Below are 16308 nucleotides of genomic sequence, written 5' to 3' on the forward strand. Positions count from 1 at the left end.
GCACTTGCAAATCATCATTTCATTTTAAGGATTTACTCACTCATGAAAGAGATTTTGCAGCAATTCAAACAAAATTATCTGATCAAATACTGGAATCCTGTCGCGGCAGTCATTGCTGCGGGGCTCATTTCAGCTTATTACTTTGGGGTAACCGGCACTTATTGGGCGGTTACAGGAGAATTTACCCGTTGGGGCGGTCATGCTTTGCAAGCGCTAGGCGTGGATGTGTCCGACTGGAGCTATTATAAAATTATCGGCATGCAAGGCACGATCTTCACCCGTATTGATGGTGTGATGATTTTAGGTATGTTTGCGGGGTGTATTTCTGCTGCACTTTGGGCAAACAACGTAAAATGGCGTAATCAACCACACAAACGTCGTATTGTCCAAGCCCTCATTGGTGGTGCATTAGCGGGGTTTGGTGCTCGTTTAGCGATGGGTTGTAACCTTGCCTCTCTCTTCACCGGTATTCCACAATTTTCTGTCCACGCTTGGTTCTTCACTATTGCGACAGCCATAGGCACTTACGCGGGGGTAAAAGTCACCTTACTTCCGATATTTCGCGTGAAATTAGAATTGAAAAAAGGCGCTGCAAAATTACAAGAAACTGACCCGAAACAAGCTAATCGTCGTTTCTGGATTGGTATGGTCATCTTTTTTGCCTATCTTATCGCTTCCCTTTATGTGATGACAAACTCAGTCAAACTGGGCTTTGCAATGCTTTGTGGTTTAGCTTTCGGCTTGTTAATCGAACGTGCTCAAATTTGCTTTACTTCTGCCTTCCGTGATTTATGGGTAACAGGCCGTGCTTATATGGCAAAAGCGATTATCTTCGGTATTATCGTAGGTACACTTGGCGTATTCAGCTATATTCAATTAGGCGTACCAGCCAAAATCATGTGGGCAGGCCCAAATGCCATTATCGGTGGTTTATTATTCGGTTTCGGTATTGTGTTAGCGGGCGGATGTGAAACCGGTTGGATGTATCGCTCAATGGAAGGTCAAGTTCACTTTATGTGGGTGGGCGTGGGTAATGTTATCGGTTCAACTTATTTAGCCTATGCATGGGACGATCTTGCACCAGTGCTCGCATTAGATTACGAAAAACTTAACTTATTGAAATCCTTTGGCCCTGTTGGCGGTTTATTAGTGAATTATGGCTTGCTTATTCTTTGCTTAATCGCTGTCATTTGGTGGGAACATCACTTCTTGAAAAAGGCTAAAGCAAAAATTGCGGCAGCAAATCCACAAGCTTGTGGTTGCTAATTAAATATTAACGAATTCCTTCAAAAAAAGAGGACATTATTATGGCATTTATCGTTGTTCAAAAATTAGATAAAGATCCGAAAGACATCACCCCAGATTACACGTTAGATACGCTAGGTGAACCTTGCCCGTATCCAGCAATCGTGATGCTCGAAACCATGCCTCAATTACAAAAAGGCGAAATCTTAGAACTATTAAGCGACTGTGCTCAATCTATCAACAACATTCCTGTTGATACTAAAAACCACGGCTACACTCTATTAAGAGTAGAACAAGATGGCACCAAATTACGCTATTTGATTCAACGTTAATGTAAAAAAACCGCACTTTAATCTCTCAAAGTGCGGCCTGTTTTACTTCAGTTTTTTTCTTATTTGTTTAATGCTGTAAGAATGTCATCAACACGTTCTTTTGCATCACCAAAGAGCATTTGAGTGTTTTCTTTGAAGAATAATGGGTTTTGAACGCCCGCGTATCCCACCGCCATAGAGCGTTTGAATACGATAACGTTTTGTGCTTTCCATACTTCTAACACTGGCATACCTGCGATTGGGCTGTTTGGATCTTCCATCGCTGCTGGGTTTACGGTGTCGTTTGCACCGATAACTAATACCACATCAGTATCCGCGAAATCATCATTGATTTCATCCATTTCAAGCACGATGTCATAAGGCACTTTCGCTTCGGCTAAAAGTACGTTCATATGACCCGGTAAACGACCTGCAACAGGGTGAATACCAAAACGCACGTTAATACCACGCTCACGCAATTTCGCCGTAAGTTCAGCCACTGGATATTGCGCTTGTGCTACCGCCATACCATATCCTGGCGTGATGATCACAGAGCTTGCATTTTTGAGTAATTCAGCCACTTCTTCTGCGGTTGTTTCACGGTATTCGCCTTGTTCTTCATCAGAAGATACTTGAACATCATTACCAAAACCACCAGCGATAACGCTGATAAATGAGCGGTTCATCGCTTTACACATAATGTAAGAAAGAATCGCACCAGAAGAACCCACTAATGCACCGGTGACGATAAGCAAGTCATTGCTTAGCATGAAACCTGCTGCAGCCGCTGCCCAACCAGAGTATGAGTTAAGCATTGAAACCACAACCGGCATATCCGCACCACCGATAGATGCCACTAAGTGCCAGCCGAATGCAAGTGCAATCGCGGTCATGAGTAACACTGGGAAGATATTATCTGGGTTGTTTAAGAAAGCGACCATCAATAAAGCAGAAACTACTAACGCCGCTAAATTTAATTTATGGCGATGTGGCAACATTAATGCTTTTGAATTGATTTTGCCGCTTAATTTACCGAATGCTACGATAGAACCCGTGAATGTTACCGCACCGATAAAGATCCCTAAGAATACTTCAACGTTATGGATATTCATTAACACAGGATCGGTTTCGTGTGTTAAGCCGTAACTGTTAAAGCCTACAAGCACGGCTGCTAAACCTACAAAACTGTGAAGGATCGCAACGAGTTCAGGCATTTCAGTCATTTCAACTTTTAATGCACGTTGAACACCAATCACGCCACCGATGATCATCGCAATAATGATCCATAATGTACCTTCAGATTGCGGGCCGAAAATGGTTGCAATAAGGGCAATTGTCATACCGACAATACCATACCAACAACCAGCTTTTGCCGTTTCATGTTTAGAAAGACCGGCTAAGCTCATAATGAAAAGTAATGCAGCGATAATATAGGCTGCTTGTACTAAACCTTCAGACATCGTCTTCTCCTTAACCTTTTCTAAACATCGCCAACATACGTTGGGTTACACGGAAACCACCAAAGATGTTGATGCTTGCCACCAAGATTGCCACAAAGGCTAATGCATCAATAAAGAAGTTGCCTGTTGGTTGTCTAATTTGCAGTAATGCACCCACAATGATGATACCTGAAATCGCATTGGTTACCGCCATAAGTGGGGTGTGTAAAGCGTGGCTGACGTTCCAAACCACGTAGTAACCGACTACACAAGCCAATACGAATACGGTGAAGTGAGAAAGAAATGCCGCTGGCGCCACAGATGCAAGCCAGAGGAATAACACACCTACACCCGCCATCACACCATATTTGATGCGAGGATCCGCCGGTTTTTCTTCCTCTTTTTTAACCGCACTTTGTGCCGCTTTCGCTTCTTGTTTTGGTTGTGCTGACACTTGGATTTGTGCTGGTGGAATTTCTTCCCCATCACGTACCACAGTCACACCGCGTAATACCACATCTTCAAAATCGATATTGATCTTGCCGTCTTTTTCTTTACAAAGTAGTTTTAATAAATTAACTAAGTTTGTACCGTAAAGTTGGGAAGATTGTGTTGGTAAACGACTTGGGAAATCGGTATAACCAATGATTTTCACTTGGTTTTCAGTGGTGACGACTTTTCCTGCTTCAGTGTAAGCACAGTTACCGCCTGTTGCAGCCGCTAGATCCACCACCACAGAACCTGGTTTCATGGAATCAACCATTTCTTTTGTGATTAAGCGAGGGGCTGGTTTACCTGGAATTGCTGCAGTGGTAATAATGATATCCACTTCTTTCGCTTGTTCCGCATAAAGCTCCATCGCACGACGGTTAAATTCTTCTGACATCACTTTCGCGTAACCATCGCCACTACCGCCTTCTTCTTTGAAATCAATTTCTAAGAAAGACGCGCCCATACTTTGTACTTGTTCTTTTACTTCAGGACGAGAGTCAAAAGCACGTACAATCGCACCAAGGCTATTCGCAGCACCAATCGCCGCTAGACCTGCAACACCCGCACCAATGACTAACACTTTTGCCGGGGGTACTTTACCTGCTGCAGTAATTTGTCCAGTGAAGAAACTACCAAATTCATGAGCTGCTTCAATCACCGCACGATAACCAGAAATATTCGCCATAGAGCTTAATGCATCAAGCGCTTGCGCACGGGAAATACGTGGCACAGAATCCATCGCTAATACATTAATTTTTTTCGACGTGAGTTTTTTCATTAAATCCGGATTTTGTGCGCGCCAAATGAAGCTCACAAGTGTTGCACCTTCCTTCATTTGATCAATTTCTGCATCCGTTGGTGGATTCACTTTAAAAATCACATCCGAATGCCACACTTCTGAACTTGAGCCAATTTTTGCGCCGGCGTCGATAAATGCTTGGTCTTCAAAACTTGCTTTGAATCCCGCATCGTGTTCTACGATGACGTCAAAGCCCAGTTTTAAGATCTGCTGAACCGTTTTTGGCGTCGCCGCCACACGATTTTCGCTATCAAGCAGTTCTCTAGGTACACCAATTAACATAAATGTTTCCCTCTAGTTGATAAAATTTCAGACAAGCTCACGCCTGTCTCTACCTCTTAAATGACAAAAAGTCATGCACGGTAAATGTACCACTTATTGGAATTGTTTGGGGAAATTTTTAACTGGTTTTACAAGATATTGTGATAGGGATCACAAAAGGATTGAAATAGAAATATGGTACGCTTAGTTTCTCACATAACTCAATGATTATTCATCAAAAATCGATTGATAAAAATACCTAAAAAATTGACCGCACTTAAATGGAGGAATAAAAAGCCCGACATGGTTTATCGGGCTGTATGTTTAATTGGTTCCACCAACGGTGATTTCATCTATTTTCAAGGCGGGCTGACCAACGCCGACTGGCACACTTTGGCCATCTTTGCCACATACACCGATACCAAGATCTAAGTCTGTTTTATCTGCGACCATAGACACCTTTTGCATCACATCAATACCGCTACCAATTAATGTAGCGCCCTTAACCGGTTTGGTGATTTTACCTTTTTCGATCAGATAAGCTTCAGAAGTCGAGAACACAAATTTACCCGAAGTGATATCCACTTGCCCACCACCGAAGTGCGGTGCATAAATACCACGATCCACAGAGGCTACTAAATCCTCAAATTTGCTTTGCCCCGCCAACATATAGGTATTTGTCATTCGCGGCATTGGTAAATGTGCATAAGACTCACGACGACCATTTCCTGTTGGTTTCACACCCATTAATCGAGCGTTGAGTTTATCTTGCATATAGCCTTGCAAAATCCCGTCTTTGATTAAAACGTTACATTGACTAGGCACACCTTCATCATCAATGGTTAAAGAACCACGGCGGTTTTGCAATGTGCCATCATCCACAATTGTGCATAATGGCGACGTCACTAACTCACCAATTTTTCCTGTAAATAGAGAGCTTTCTTTGCGGTTGAAATCCCCTTCTAAACCATGCCCTACTGCTTCATGAAGCAATACGCCAGGCCAACCTGCCCCCAATACCACAGGCATTAATCCTGCTGGTGCAGCGACCGCACTCAAATTCACAAGGGCTTGACGAACCGCTTCTTTGGCAAAATTAACGGCACGAATATCCCCATTTACCACGTCAAAGAACCAATCTAAGCCAAAGCGTCCACCTGAACCGCAACTACCACGCTCACGTTTGCCATCTTCTTCCACGAGAACCGAAATAGATAAACGCACAAGCGGGCGAATATCTGCAGCAAGAGTGCCATCCGTTGCGACCACTAACACTTCTTCATAAATTGAGCTTAATGCTGCGGAAACATGCGTAACACGAGGATCTTCAGATCGAGCTGTATGATCCACTAAGTATAATAACTCGATCTTTTTCTCTTTACTTAAACTTTCTAACGGGTTAATCGCCGCATAACGCTGAACCGCATTCACCGCATTAAATGCCTGAGGCGAAATTAAATTACCTTCTTTAATTTGTGCAATGCCTTTTACAGCTTCAGCACATTGTTGTAATGAGGCTAAATTGATTTGATCAGAATACGCAAAGCCTGTTTTTTCACCCAAAACGGCGCGCACACCAACACCGCGATCAATATGAAAGCCACCTTCTTTAATAATGCTGTCTTCTAATACCCAGCTTTCATCTTGGCTTAATTGAAAATAAAGATCCGCATAATCAATATGACGATGCGACATTACATCAAAAATATTAAGCAATGATTGATGCGATAAATTGCTTGGTGCAAGTAAGGTATCTGAAACCTGTTTTAACATTTGTTCTCCGAAATTTATAAAAATTAATTCAGCCAAATCTCTCCTATCCCCTCTTTGCTAAAGAGGGAGATAGTTTTTTGACTAATCTAAATTATCTAATCCAAATTGGTATAAGGCATTTTTCTTATAACCATAAAGTTCTGCTACAATCGCCGCAGCCTTTTTTAAAGGGAGTTCTTTGGCAATCAAAGTGAGTGCTTTAATTGCTTGTGGTGAAAATTCTTCGCTATCTTCTAATTTGGGTTTGCCTTCCAAGATTAACACCATCTCACCTTTTGTGCGATTCGGATCTTCACTTAACCATTGACGAAGATCACTTAATTTATCCCCTGCAATGGTTTCCCACGTTTTCGTAATTTCACGTGCAAGCACAACATAACGATCACCACCTAATACATCTTGCATATCGGCAAGGGTATCTAAAATGCGGTGAGTTGATTCATAGAAGATTAAAGTGCGGTCTTCTTCTGCGACGTTTTCTAACTTATCTTTACGTGCCTTGGTTTTCGCAGGTAAAAAACCTTCAAAGCAAAAACGATCTGACGCAATGCCTGATGCACATAATGCAGTAATCGCTGCACAAGCACCTGGTAGTGGCACTACTTTAATGCCCGCTTCACGACATTGACGCACTAAATGAAAACCTGGATCGCTAATTAAGGGGGTTCCTGCATCGGAAATTAATGCAATATTGATACCTTGTTTTAGCTTTTCTACCAACACATGTGCTTTTTCTTGTTCATTGTGATCATGCAAGGCAAAAAAAGGCTTTTTGATACCATAATGACTGAGCAATAAACCACTGTGGCGCGTGTCTTCCGCAGCAATTAAATCTACATGCGAAAAGGTCTCTAAAGCACGTTGCGTAATATCTTGTAAATTCCCGATTGGCGTAGCGACAATATATAAAATTCCGGTTAAATCATTCATTTTTGTTTGCTTTTACATTGTGAGATAAGTAAGATCGCCCATTATTGATTTATTCATTATGGAGCGAATATGTCTATTCTATTACAAGGCGGTCGTTTTAAAAAACGTTTAATGCCGATTTTATTGTCTGTTGCATTAGCAGGTTGTTCTAACTTATTCGATAGCAGCTTTACCCAAACATTACAACGTGATGCCAATGCAAGTTCTGAATTTTATATGAATAAATTAGGACAAGCACAAGATAAAGAAGATCAACAAACTTACAAACTCTTAGCGGCACGTGTATTAATTACTGAAAATAAAGTACCCCAAGCGGAAGAGCTATTAACGGAGTTAGTTGACTTAAACGAAGCGCAACAATTAGACCGTACGTTAGTTGAAGCGAGTATCTCTGCGGCGAAAGGCGCTAATGAGATGGCTGAAAGTCAATTACGTGCGCTTGATCTTACGAAATTAAGTCCATCACAAAAATCCCGTTATTACGAAACCTTTGCGCAAACTGCAGAAAATCGTAAAGATGTGATTGAAGCGGTGAAAGCACGCATCAAAATGGATGAAAACTTAACAGATATACAACGTCGTAAAAATAATGTCGATAAGACTTGGGCATTACTCCACTCTGCTAATACAGGGGTCATTAATAATGCCTCAGATGAAGGCAGCGTAGCACTCGGGGGGTGGCTCACTTTAATTAAAGCCTATAATGACAACATTCGTCAGCCAGTACAATTAAGTCAAGCGCTACAAAGCTGGAAATCCGCTTATCCAAGTCACGTTGCAGCTACTTTTTTCCCTAAAGAGCTAGAAAGCTTATTAAATTTCCAACAAACAAATTTAGCTCAAATTGGGTTAATCTTACCCTTAAGTGGAGATGGACAAATTTTAGGTACAACGATTCAATCAGGTTTCAATAATGCCAAAGGTGACTCAACTATCCCAGTGCAGGTCTTTGACTCATCAACCACACCAATTAACGAAATTATTGTACAAGCTAAAAACGCTGGCATTAAAGCATTAGTCGGACCATTGCTCAAACAGAATGTGGATACGATTATTTCAAATCCTACAGAAGTGCAAGGTATAGATGTGTTAGCATTAAATGCGACACCGAATGTGCGCACAATTAACCAAATGTGTTATTACGGTTTATCTCCAGAGGATGAAGCGGAATCGGCTGCAAATAAAATGTGGCAAGATGGTATTCGCCAGCCCATCGTTGCGATGCCACAAAATGATTTAGGACAACGTGTTGGTAATGCGTTCAATGTACGTTGGCAACGTTTAGCGGGTACAGATGCGAATATTCGCTACTATAACTTACCAGCTGATATTACCTATTTCTTCCAAGGTGCTTCACAAGATACAGCTGGGCTTTATGTCGTGTCATCGCCAGATGAATTAGCAGAAATTAAAGGTTACTTAGATACCAGCAATCCGAATGTTCGCATTTATGCAAGTTCTCGTTCAAATGCGGCAAGCAATACTGCGGAATACTATGCAAAAATGAATGGCGTTCAATTTAGTGATATTCCGTTCTTTAAACAAAATGATTCTTCACAATACCAAAAAGTAGCGGGTTCAACCGGTGGTGAGTTCCAATTAATGCGTTTATATGCAATGGGTGCTGATGCATGGTTGCTCATCAATCACTTTAACGAATTACGCCAAGTACCGGGTTATACCTTAAGCGGTTTAACTGGGCAGCTTAATGCCGATTCAAACTGCAATATAAATCGTGATATGACATGGTATCAAGTACAAGATGGTCACGTAGTTACAGTTGCAAACTAATCTATGTTTTCATTAAAACGCCAACAAGGGGCGGGCTTTGAACATCAAGCCCGCCTTTTCTTAGAAACCAAAGGCCTTAAATTCATCGCGGCGAATCAATATTTCAAATGCGGTGAATTAGATCTTATTATGCAAGACGGTCAAACGATTGTTTTTGTTGAGGTACGTCAACGATCCAGTTCGACATTTGGATCCGCTGTTGAAAGCGTGGATTGGCAAAAGCAACAAAAATGGCTAAATTCCGCAAATTTATGGCTAGCCAAACGTAACCTAAGCCTTGAAGATGCGGATTGTCGTTTTGATCTTATCGCCTTTGGAAAAACCGCCAGTGATATCCAATGGATTCCTAATTTTCTCGATTAACCTTTTCCGATTATGTTACAAAAAGTTAAAGATATTTATAGCGAAAGTATTCAGATTCAAATCTCTGCTTCGAGTCTATTATCAGAAAATATTGCAACTGCCACACAAATGGTCATGCAATGTTTGTTAAGTGGTCATAAAGTGATTGCCTGTGGTGTCGCTCGCTCTTATGCGAATGCACAATTCTTAGTATCAAATTTGCTTAATCGTTATGATTTTGAGCGCCCTAGCCTGCCATCCGTACATCTTAGCCTTGAAAGTGCGGTCGGTTCTTCACTGGTTTTTGATCAACCTATTGATCAACTGTATCAGCATCAATTCAACGCTATCGCGAAGCCTGGCGATTTATTGATTGCCTTTGCGCCGCTTGGAACAGAAAAAGCGGTACTGAATACGATTGCGAATGCCGTCAACAAAGAAATTCAGGTCATTGCCTTAACCGGTGCAAACAATGATGCGATTCAAGGTGTGTTAGCTGAAGCTGATTTAGAAATCTCTATTCCCGCGACGAAAGAAGCACGGATTTTGGAAAATCATTTATTTGTTATTAATGCTCTTTGTGAGCTTGTTGATAACACGCTTTTCCCAAGAGCTTGACATTAAAGGCTTTTCCAACCAAACTATTTCTAAAATTAATTGACTAACTAGTTAACTCACTCATTTATAAAAAGGAGATTAATAATGAAATTAACCCCATTAAAAAAACTCGCCTTCGTACTTGGTGCATCGATTATGTTACAAGGCTGTGTGGCTGCTGTACTTGGTGGCGCAGCTGCTGGTGCTAAAGTTGCAACGGATCCTCGCACAATGGGGACGCAAGTCGATGATGAAACGTTAGAAATAAAAGTTGAAAATGCATTAGATAAAGATGCACAAATTAAATCAGAAGGTCGTGTACATGCCGTTTCTTATAGTGGTCGTGTATTATTGATTGGTCAAGTGCCGAGTGAAGGCGTGAAAGAAACCGCAACCAGTCTTGCAAAAGGCGTGGACGGCGTGAATGACGTCTATAATGAATTACGTGTGGGCAATAAAATTAACTTTGGTCAAATTACTAAAGACAGCTGGATTACCACACAAATTAAATCAAAACTCTTTGTTGGCGATAATGTAAAAGCAACAGATGTGAAAGTGATCACCGAAAATGGTGAAGTATTCTTACTCGGAAACGTCACTCAATCACAAGGTGACTCAGCGGCAGAAATTGCAAGTAAAGTGTCTGGTGTTCAAAAAGTCGTCAAAGTATTTAAATACTTGAATTAATTAAATTTTTAAACTTTAAAGTGCGGTCAAAAACGAGATGATTTTTGACCGCACTTTTTTCTTTACAAAGATTTACAAAAAAGATCCTGCCTAAAAAAACATCACTTGAAAGATAAGTCATTTATTTTAAATGACTTATCTTTTGTCAATAATCTAAGTAAAAAATTTACTGCTTGAATTCAATTTTAAAACACTCTATCTTGTGCATCGTTATTTTCCATAACACTATATCTTGTGTTTTTTAAAGTCATCTCTCTAGCAGGTTTTATCTCCCATGAACAAAGGATTAATGGTTACAAAGCGCGATGGTACGCTTGAACAAATCAATTTAGACAAAATTCACCGTGTGATTACTTGGGCGGCTGAAGGCTTGGAAAACGTGTCTGTTTCTCAAGTTGAATTGCGTTCTCATATTCAATTCTATGAAGGTATTCGTACCTCCGATATTCATGAGACCATTATTAAAGCAGCAGCAGATCTAATCAGCAAAGATACCCCTGATTATCAATATCTTGCTGCGCGTCTTGCCGTTTTCCATTTACGTAAAAAAGCGTATGGCCATTTTGATCCACCTCGTTTATACGATCATGTAAAAAAATTAGTGCGCATGGGCAAATACGATCCTGCACTTTTAGCCGACTATACTCGTGAAGAATGGGATGAAATGGATGGGTTTATTGATCACTGGCGTGATATGACCTTTTCTTATGCCGCAGTAAAACAATTAGAAGGAAAATACTTAGTTCAAAACCGTGTAACCGGTGAGATTTATGAATCTGCACAATTCCTTTATTTATTAGTTGCAGCGAGCTTATTCTCAAAATATCCACAAGAAACCCGTTTGGATTACATTCGTCGTTTCTATGATGCGACATCAACCTTTAAGATTTCCTTACCTACGCCTATTATGGCGGGGGTTCGTACGCCTACGCGTCAATTCAGCTCTTGCGTATTGATTGAATGTGGTGACAGCTTAGACTCTATCAACGCTACCTCTGCAGCAATCGTGAAATACGTTTCACAACGTGCGGGTATCGGGGTAAATGCAGGTGCAATTCGTGCGTTAGGTAGCCCAATTCGTGGTGGTGAAGCATTCCACACTGGCTGTATTCCATTCTATAAACACTTCCAAAGTGCTGTAAAATCTTGTTCACAAGGTGGCGTACGTGGTGGTGCGGCGACAGTTTACTACCCGATTTGGCACTTAGAAGTTGAAAGCTTATTAGTATTGAAAAATAACCGTGGTGTGGAAGATAACCGTGTGCGTCATATGGACTACGGCGTGCAGTTAAACAAATTAATGTATCAACGCTTAATTAAAGGCGCAGATATTACTTTATTTAGCCCTTCAGACGTGCCTGGACTTTATGAAGCCTTCTTTGCTGATCAAGATAAATTTGAAGAACTTTACGTGAAATACGAACAGGATCCAAATATCCGCAAACGTTCTGTAAAAGCCGTTGAGTTATTCTCTTTATTAATGCAAGAACGTGCATCAACTGGTCGTATTTATATTCAAAACGTGGATCACTGTAATACTCATTCACCGTTTGATCCGCTTGTTGCACCGGTACGTCAATCTAACTTATGTTTAGAAATTGCATTACCAACTAAACCATTACAACATTTCCATGATGAAAATGGTGAAATTGCCCTTTGTACGCTTTCTGCATTTAACTTAGGTAAATTAGACGATTTAGACGAGTTAGATAACCTGGCAGATCTTGCAGTACGTGCATTAGATGCATTACTAGATTACCAAGACTACCCTGTTCCTGCAGCGAAACGCTCTTCATTAGGTCGTCGTTCACTGGGTATCGGTGTGATTAACTATGCGTATTACTTAGCGAAAAATGGCGTGCGTTATTCTGATGGTTCAGCGAACGATTTAACTCACCGTACATTTGAAGCAATTCAATACTATCTATTAAAAGCCTCCATGAACTTAGCGAAAGAATTAGGTGCATGTGAGTACTTCAATGAAACCAATTACGCAAAAGGTATTTTACCAATCGATACCTATAAGAAAGATATCGATAACTTAACGCAAGAACCATTGCATTATGATTGGGAAACATTGCGCCAAGAAATCAAAGAATTCGATTTACGTAACTCAACCTTGACCGCATTAATGCCGTCAGAAACTTCTTCACAGATTTCTAATGCAACAAATGGTATCGAACCACCACGTGGTCATGTGAGTATTAAAGCATCAAAAGATGGTATCTTAAGACAAGTTGTACCGGATTATGAAAACTTAAGTGATAACTATGAGTTGCTTTGGGATATTCCAAGCAATGACGGTTACTTACACTTAGTGGGCATTATGCAAAAATTCGTGGACCAAGCGATCTCTGCCAACACCAACTACGATCCAAAACGTTTTGAAGACGGTAAAGTGCCAATGAAAGTGTTGTTAAAAGATCTTTTAACCGCTTACAAATACGGCTTAAAAACCCTCTACTATCAAAACACCCGTGATGGTGCTGAAGACAGCCAAGAAGATTTAGACGATGGCTGTGCTGGTGGAGCGTGTAAGATTTAAATTAGACATTTCTTTCTATTCTTGTAGGGTGGGCTTTAGCCCACCAAAACTTTCTTATTAAAATGGTGGGCTAAAGCCCACCCTACGATATGGAGACAAAAATGGCATACACCACTTTCTCACAAAATAAAAACGACCAATTAAAAGAACCGATGTTCTTTGGTCAAAACGTTAACGTTGCGCGTTACGATCAACAAAAATATGAGACGTTTGAAAAGCTCATTGAAAAACAACTTTCTTTCTTCTGGCGTCCGGAGGAAGTGGATGTGTCGCAAGACCGTATCGACTATGCCGCGTTACCTGAACATGAAAAACACATTTTCATCAGCAATTTAAAATATCAAACCTTGTTGGATTCCATTCAAGGTCGTAGTCCGAACGTTGCGTTGTTGCCATTGGTATCCATTCCGGAATTAGAAACCTGGATCGAGACTTGGACATTCTCAGAAACCATCCACTCTCGTTCTTACACACACATCATTCGTAACATTGTGAACGATCCATCTATCGTGTTTGATGACATCGTGACGAACGAAGAAATCATCAAACGTGCGCGTGACATTTCTTCTTATTACGATGATTTAATCCGTGATAGCCAACTTTACAGCCTGTACGGTGAAGGTACTTACACGGTAGATGGTAAAGAATGTGTTGTAACGTTACGTAACTTGAAAAAACAACTTTATCTTTGCTTGATGAGTGTGAACGCACTTGAAGCCATTCGTTTCTATGTATCTTTCGCGTGCTCCTTTGCCTTTGCAGAACGTCAATTAATGGAAGGTAATGCGAAAATCATTAAATTCATCGCTCGTGATGAAGCGTTACACTTAACCGGCACACAGCACATTTTAAACATTATGGCTGCAGGTCAAGACGATCCTGAAATGGCTGAAATTGCGGAAGAATGTAAACAAGAAGCCTATGATTTATTCTTAGCCGCAGCAGAGCAAGAAAAAGAATGGGCGGATTACTTGTTCAAAGACGGTTCAATGATTGGTTTGAACAAAGACATTTTGGTGCAATACGTGGAATACATCACTAATATCCGTATGCAAGCGGTTGGGCTTCCATTACCATTTGGTGCGCGTTCTAACCCAATTCCATGGATTAACGCATGGCTTGTTTCTGACAACGTACAAGTTGCACCACAAGAAGTGGAAGTGAGTTCTTACCTTGTTGGTCAAATTGATTCTAAAGTCGATACCAATGATTTCGGCGATTTCGATCTTTAATTAATCATTCTACGCAAAGAGCGATCAGTATTTTCAGCGTTTAAAACCTCTGAAAAATTGACCGCTCTTTTGTTTGCGTACACGGTGAACCTTATTCAAGAACCAAGGATAAAATTATCTTATGTGGAAAAATGGCGTAATTCCATCTCTACCAATTCAATTTCGACAACTTTCTAGATAAAAAGGATAACTTAATTAAAAAAGGCTTAACAAAAAACAATGCTCTAGGTAGAATAGAAAAATTCTATTTATTATTAAATAAATCACATTCTAAGTAAAAACTAACGAGGTAAAGGATATGTCAGAGCAAGAAGTAAAAGAATTAGATCTCCATGGCGAAATGCTCGTTCGCCGTGAAAAATTAGCCGCATTACGCGCAAAAGGTAATGCGTTTCCAAACCAATTCCGTCGTAACGCCCTTGCCCAAGATTTACATGATAAGTACGAAGCCGAAGAGGGCGAAGTATTAAAAGAAAAAGCCATTGAAGTAGCTGTTGCCGGTCGTATTATGACTCGTCGCGCAATGGGTAAAGCCACCTTTATTACCTTACAAGATATGAGTGGCAAAATTCAATTATATGTTGCTCGTGATAATCTTCCTGAAGGCGTTTATGCAGAAGATGTAGGTAGCTGGGATTTAGGTGATATTATTGGCGTGAAAGGAACACTTTTCAAAACCAAAACCAATGAATTAACCGTTAAAACAACTGAAGTACAACTTTTAACCAAAGCACTTCGTCCGTTACCAAACAAATTCCATGGTTTAACCGACATGGAAGCGCGTTATCGTCAGCGTTACTTAGATTTAATTTCTAATGAAGAATCTCGCCGTACATTTATTATTCGTTCAAAAGTGGTTGCCGGTATTCGTGAATTCTTTATTTCTAAAGGTTTCATGGAAGTTGAAACGCCTATGCTACAAGTGATTCCAGGTGGCGCATCTGCTCGTCCATTTATCACACACCACAACGCATTAGATGTTGATATGTATCTTCGTATTGCGCCAGAACTTTACTTAAAACGTTTAGTGGTTGGTGGTTTTGAGCGTGTCTTCGAATTAAACCGAAACTTCCGTAATGAAGGAGTTTCTGTCCGTCACAATCCAGAATTCACCATGCTTGAATACTACCAAGCTTATGCAGATTATCATGATTTAATGGATAACACCGAAGAATTATTACGCAAACTCGCCATTGATATTCTTGGTACAACCATTGTGAAATACGGTGATTTAGAATTTGACTTCGGCAAACCATTTGAGCGTATAACATTACATGATGCAACCATTAAATATGGTGCAGATAAAGGTATCGTAAAAGAAGATCTTTATGATTTCGATCGTGCAAAAGCAACCGCTGAACGCTTAGGTATTGAAGTACAAAAATCTTGGGGCTTAGGCTCTATCGTAAATGCGATCTTTGAAGAAGTGGCTGAACATCACTTAATTCAACCAACCTTCTTAATGGCGCATCCAGCAGAAATTTCACCACTTGCACGTCGTAACGATGAAAATCCAGAAGTAACAGACCGTTTTGAATTGTTCATCGGTGGTCGTGAAATTGGTAACGGCTTCTCAGAATTAAACGATGCCGAAGACCAAAATGAACGTTTTGATGCGCAAGTCGCAGCGAAAGAAGCGGGTGACGATGAAGCAATGTTTAAGGATGATGACTTCGTAGTTGCACTTGAACACGGCTTACCACCTACAGCGGGTGAAGGTTTAGGTATTGACCGCTTAGCAATGCTTTATGCTAACGCGCCATCTATCCGTGATGTAATCCTATTCCCTGCAATGCGTCAAAAATAATTAAATTGAAGTAACATAAAAGGAAGTCTATTGACTTCCTTTTTTATTATTTAAAAG

At 40.5% G+C, this 16308-nt stretch carries 13 protein-coding genes; 9 read left to right on the forward strand and 4 right to left on the reverse strand.

Going from position 1 to position 16308, the window contains the following annotated elements; all coding sequences use genetic code 11:
- Nucleotides 1–42: 42 nt before the first annotated feature.
- Together yedE and yedF are read left to right on the forward strand one after the other, a co-directional pair.
- Nucleotides 43–1266: a selenium metabolism membrane protein YedE/FdhT gene (yedE, locus tag ACXVWB_RS07895; protein ID WP_289902090.1), complete on the forward strand. Its 1224-nt coding sequence runs from the start codon at nt 43–45 to the stop codon at nt 1264–1266.
- Nucleotides 1267–1307: 41 nt separating this feature from the next.
- Nucleotides 1308–1577 (forward strand): sulfurtransferase-like selenium metabolism protein YedF, encoded by a 270-nt coding sequence (gene yedF, locus ACXVWB_RS07900; RefSeq protein WP_289902047.1) that lies wholly within the window; start codon nt 1308–1310, stop codon nt 1575–1577.
- Between the two features lie 59 nt (nt 1578–1636).
- Here yedF and pntB read toward each other — a convergent pair whose 3' ends face one another.
- From pntB to rsmI, 4 genes are all read right to left on the reverse strand, one after another.
- The gene (gene pntB / locus ACXVWB_RS07905; RefSeq protein WP_289902046.1) at nt 1637–3016 is read right to left on the reverse strand and encodes a Re/Si-specific NAD(P)(+) transhydrogenase subunit beta; all 1380 of its coding nucleotides are present in this window, start codon (nt 3014–3016) and stop codon (nt 1637–1639) included.
- A gap of 10 nt (nt 3017–3026) precedes the next feature.
- Nucleotides 3027–4568, reverse strand: a complete 1542-nt coding sequence (pntA, locus tag ACXVWB_RS07910) for a Re/Si-specific NAD(P)(+) transhydrogenase subunit alpha (RefSeq protein WP_054418819.1) — start codon at nt 4566–4568, stop codon at nt 3027–3029.
- 303 nt (nt 4569–4871) lie between these two features.
- The gene (tldD, locus tag ACXVWB_RS07915) at nt 4872–6320 is read right to left on the reverse strand and encodes a metalloprotease TldD (protein WP_289902045.1); all 1449 of its coding nucleotides are present in this window, start codon (nt 6318–6320) and stop codon (nt 4872–4874) included.
- Nucleotides 6321–6401: 81 nt separating this feature from the next.
- The gene (gene rsmI, locus ACXVWB_RS07920; RefSeq protein ID WP_289902044.1) at nt 6402–7250 is read right to left on the reverse strand and encodes a 16S rRNA (cytidine(1402)-2'-O)-methyltransferase; all 849 of its coding nucleotides are present in this window, start codon (nt 7248–7250) and stop codon (nt 6402–6404) included.
- Between the two features lie 69 nt (nt 7251–7319).
- On the opposite strand from rsmI, the gene ACXVWB_RS07925 reads away from it, so the two are divergent.
- The 7 genes from ACXVWB_RS07925 to lysS all read left to right on the forward strand — a co-directional run bounded on the left by ACXVWB_RS07925 (nt 7320) and on the right by lysS (nt 16251).
- Nucleotides 7320–9041: a penicillin-binding protein activator gene (locus ACXVWB_RS07925; RefSeq protein ID WP_289902043.1), complete on the forward strand. Its 1722-nt coding sequence runs from the start codon at nt 7320–7322 to the stop codon at nt 9039–9041.
- 3 nt (nt 9042–9044) lie between these two features.
- Complete coding sequence (locus ACXVWB_RS07930; RefSeq protein ID WP_289902042.1) at nt 9045–9404, forward strand: YraN family protein; 360 nt, start codon at nt 9045–9047, stop codon at nt 9402–9404.
- A gap of 12 nt (nt 9405–9416) precedes the next feature.
- Nucleotides 9417–10001, forward strand: coding sequence for a D-sedoheptulose-7-phosphate isomerase (locus ACXVWB_RS07935; RefSeq protein ID WP_289902041.1), 585 nt, complete (start codon nt 9417–9419; stop codon nt 9999–10001).
- 84 nt (nt 10002–10085) lie between these two features.
- On the forward strand, nt 10086–10667 hold the full coding sequence (gene dolP / locus ACXVWB_RS07940; protein WP_197543450.1) for a division/outer membrane stress-associated lipid-binding lipoprotein: 582 nt from the start codon (nt 10086–10088) through the stop codon (nt 10665–10667).
- A 274-nt stretch (nt 10668–10941) separates the two neighbouring features.
- Nucleotides 10942–13212, forward strand: coding sequence for a class 1a ribonucleoside-diphosphate reductase subunit alpha (nrdA, locus tag ACXVWB_RS07945; protein WP_458485299.1), 2271 nt, complete (start codon nt 10942–10944; stop codon nt 13210–13212).
- A gap of 101 nt (nt 13213–13313) precedes the next feature.
- Entirely contained in the window at nt 13314–14444 is a 1131-nt protein-coding gene (gene nrdB / locus ACXVWB_RS07950) for a class Ia ribonucleoside-diphosphate reductase subunit beta (protein WP_005637108.1), read from the forward strand.
- Between the two features lie 298 nt (nt 14445–14742).
- Nucleotides 14743–16251: a lysine--tRNA ligase gene (gene lysS, locus ACXVWB_RS07955; RefSeq protein WP_126471084.1), complete on the forward strand. Its 1509-nt coding sequence runs from the start codon at nt 14743–14745 to the stop codon at nt 16249–16251.
- Nucleotides 16252–16308: the final 57 nt, after the last annotated feature.

The organism is Haemophilus sp. SZY H53, assembly GCF_054332375.1.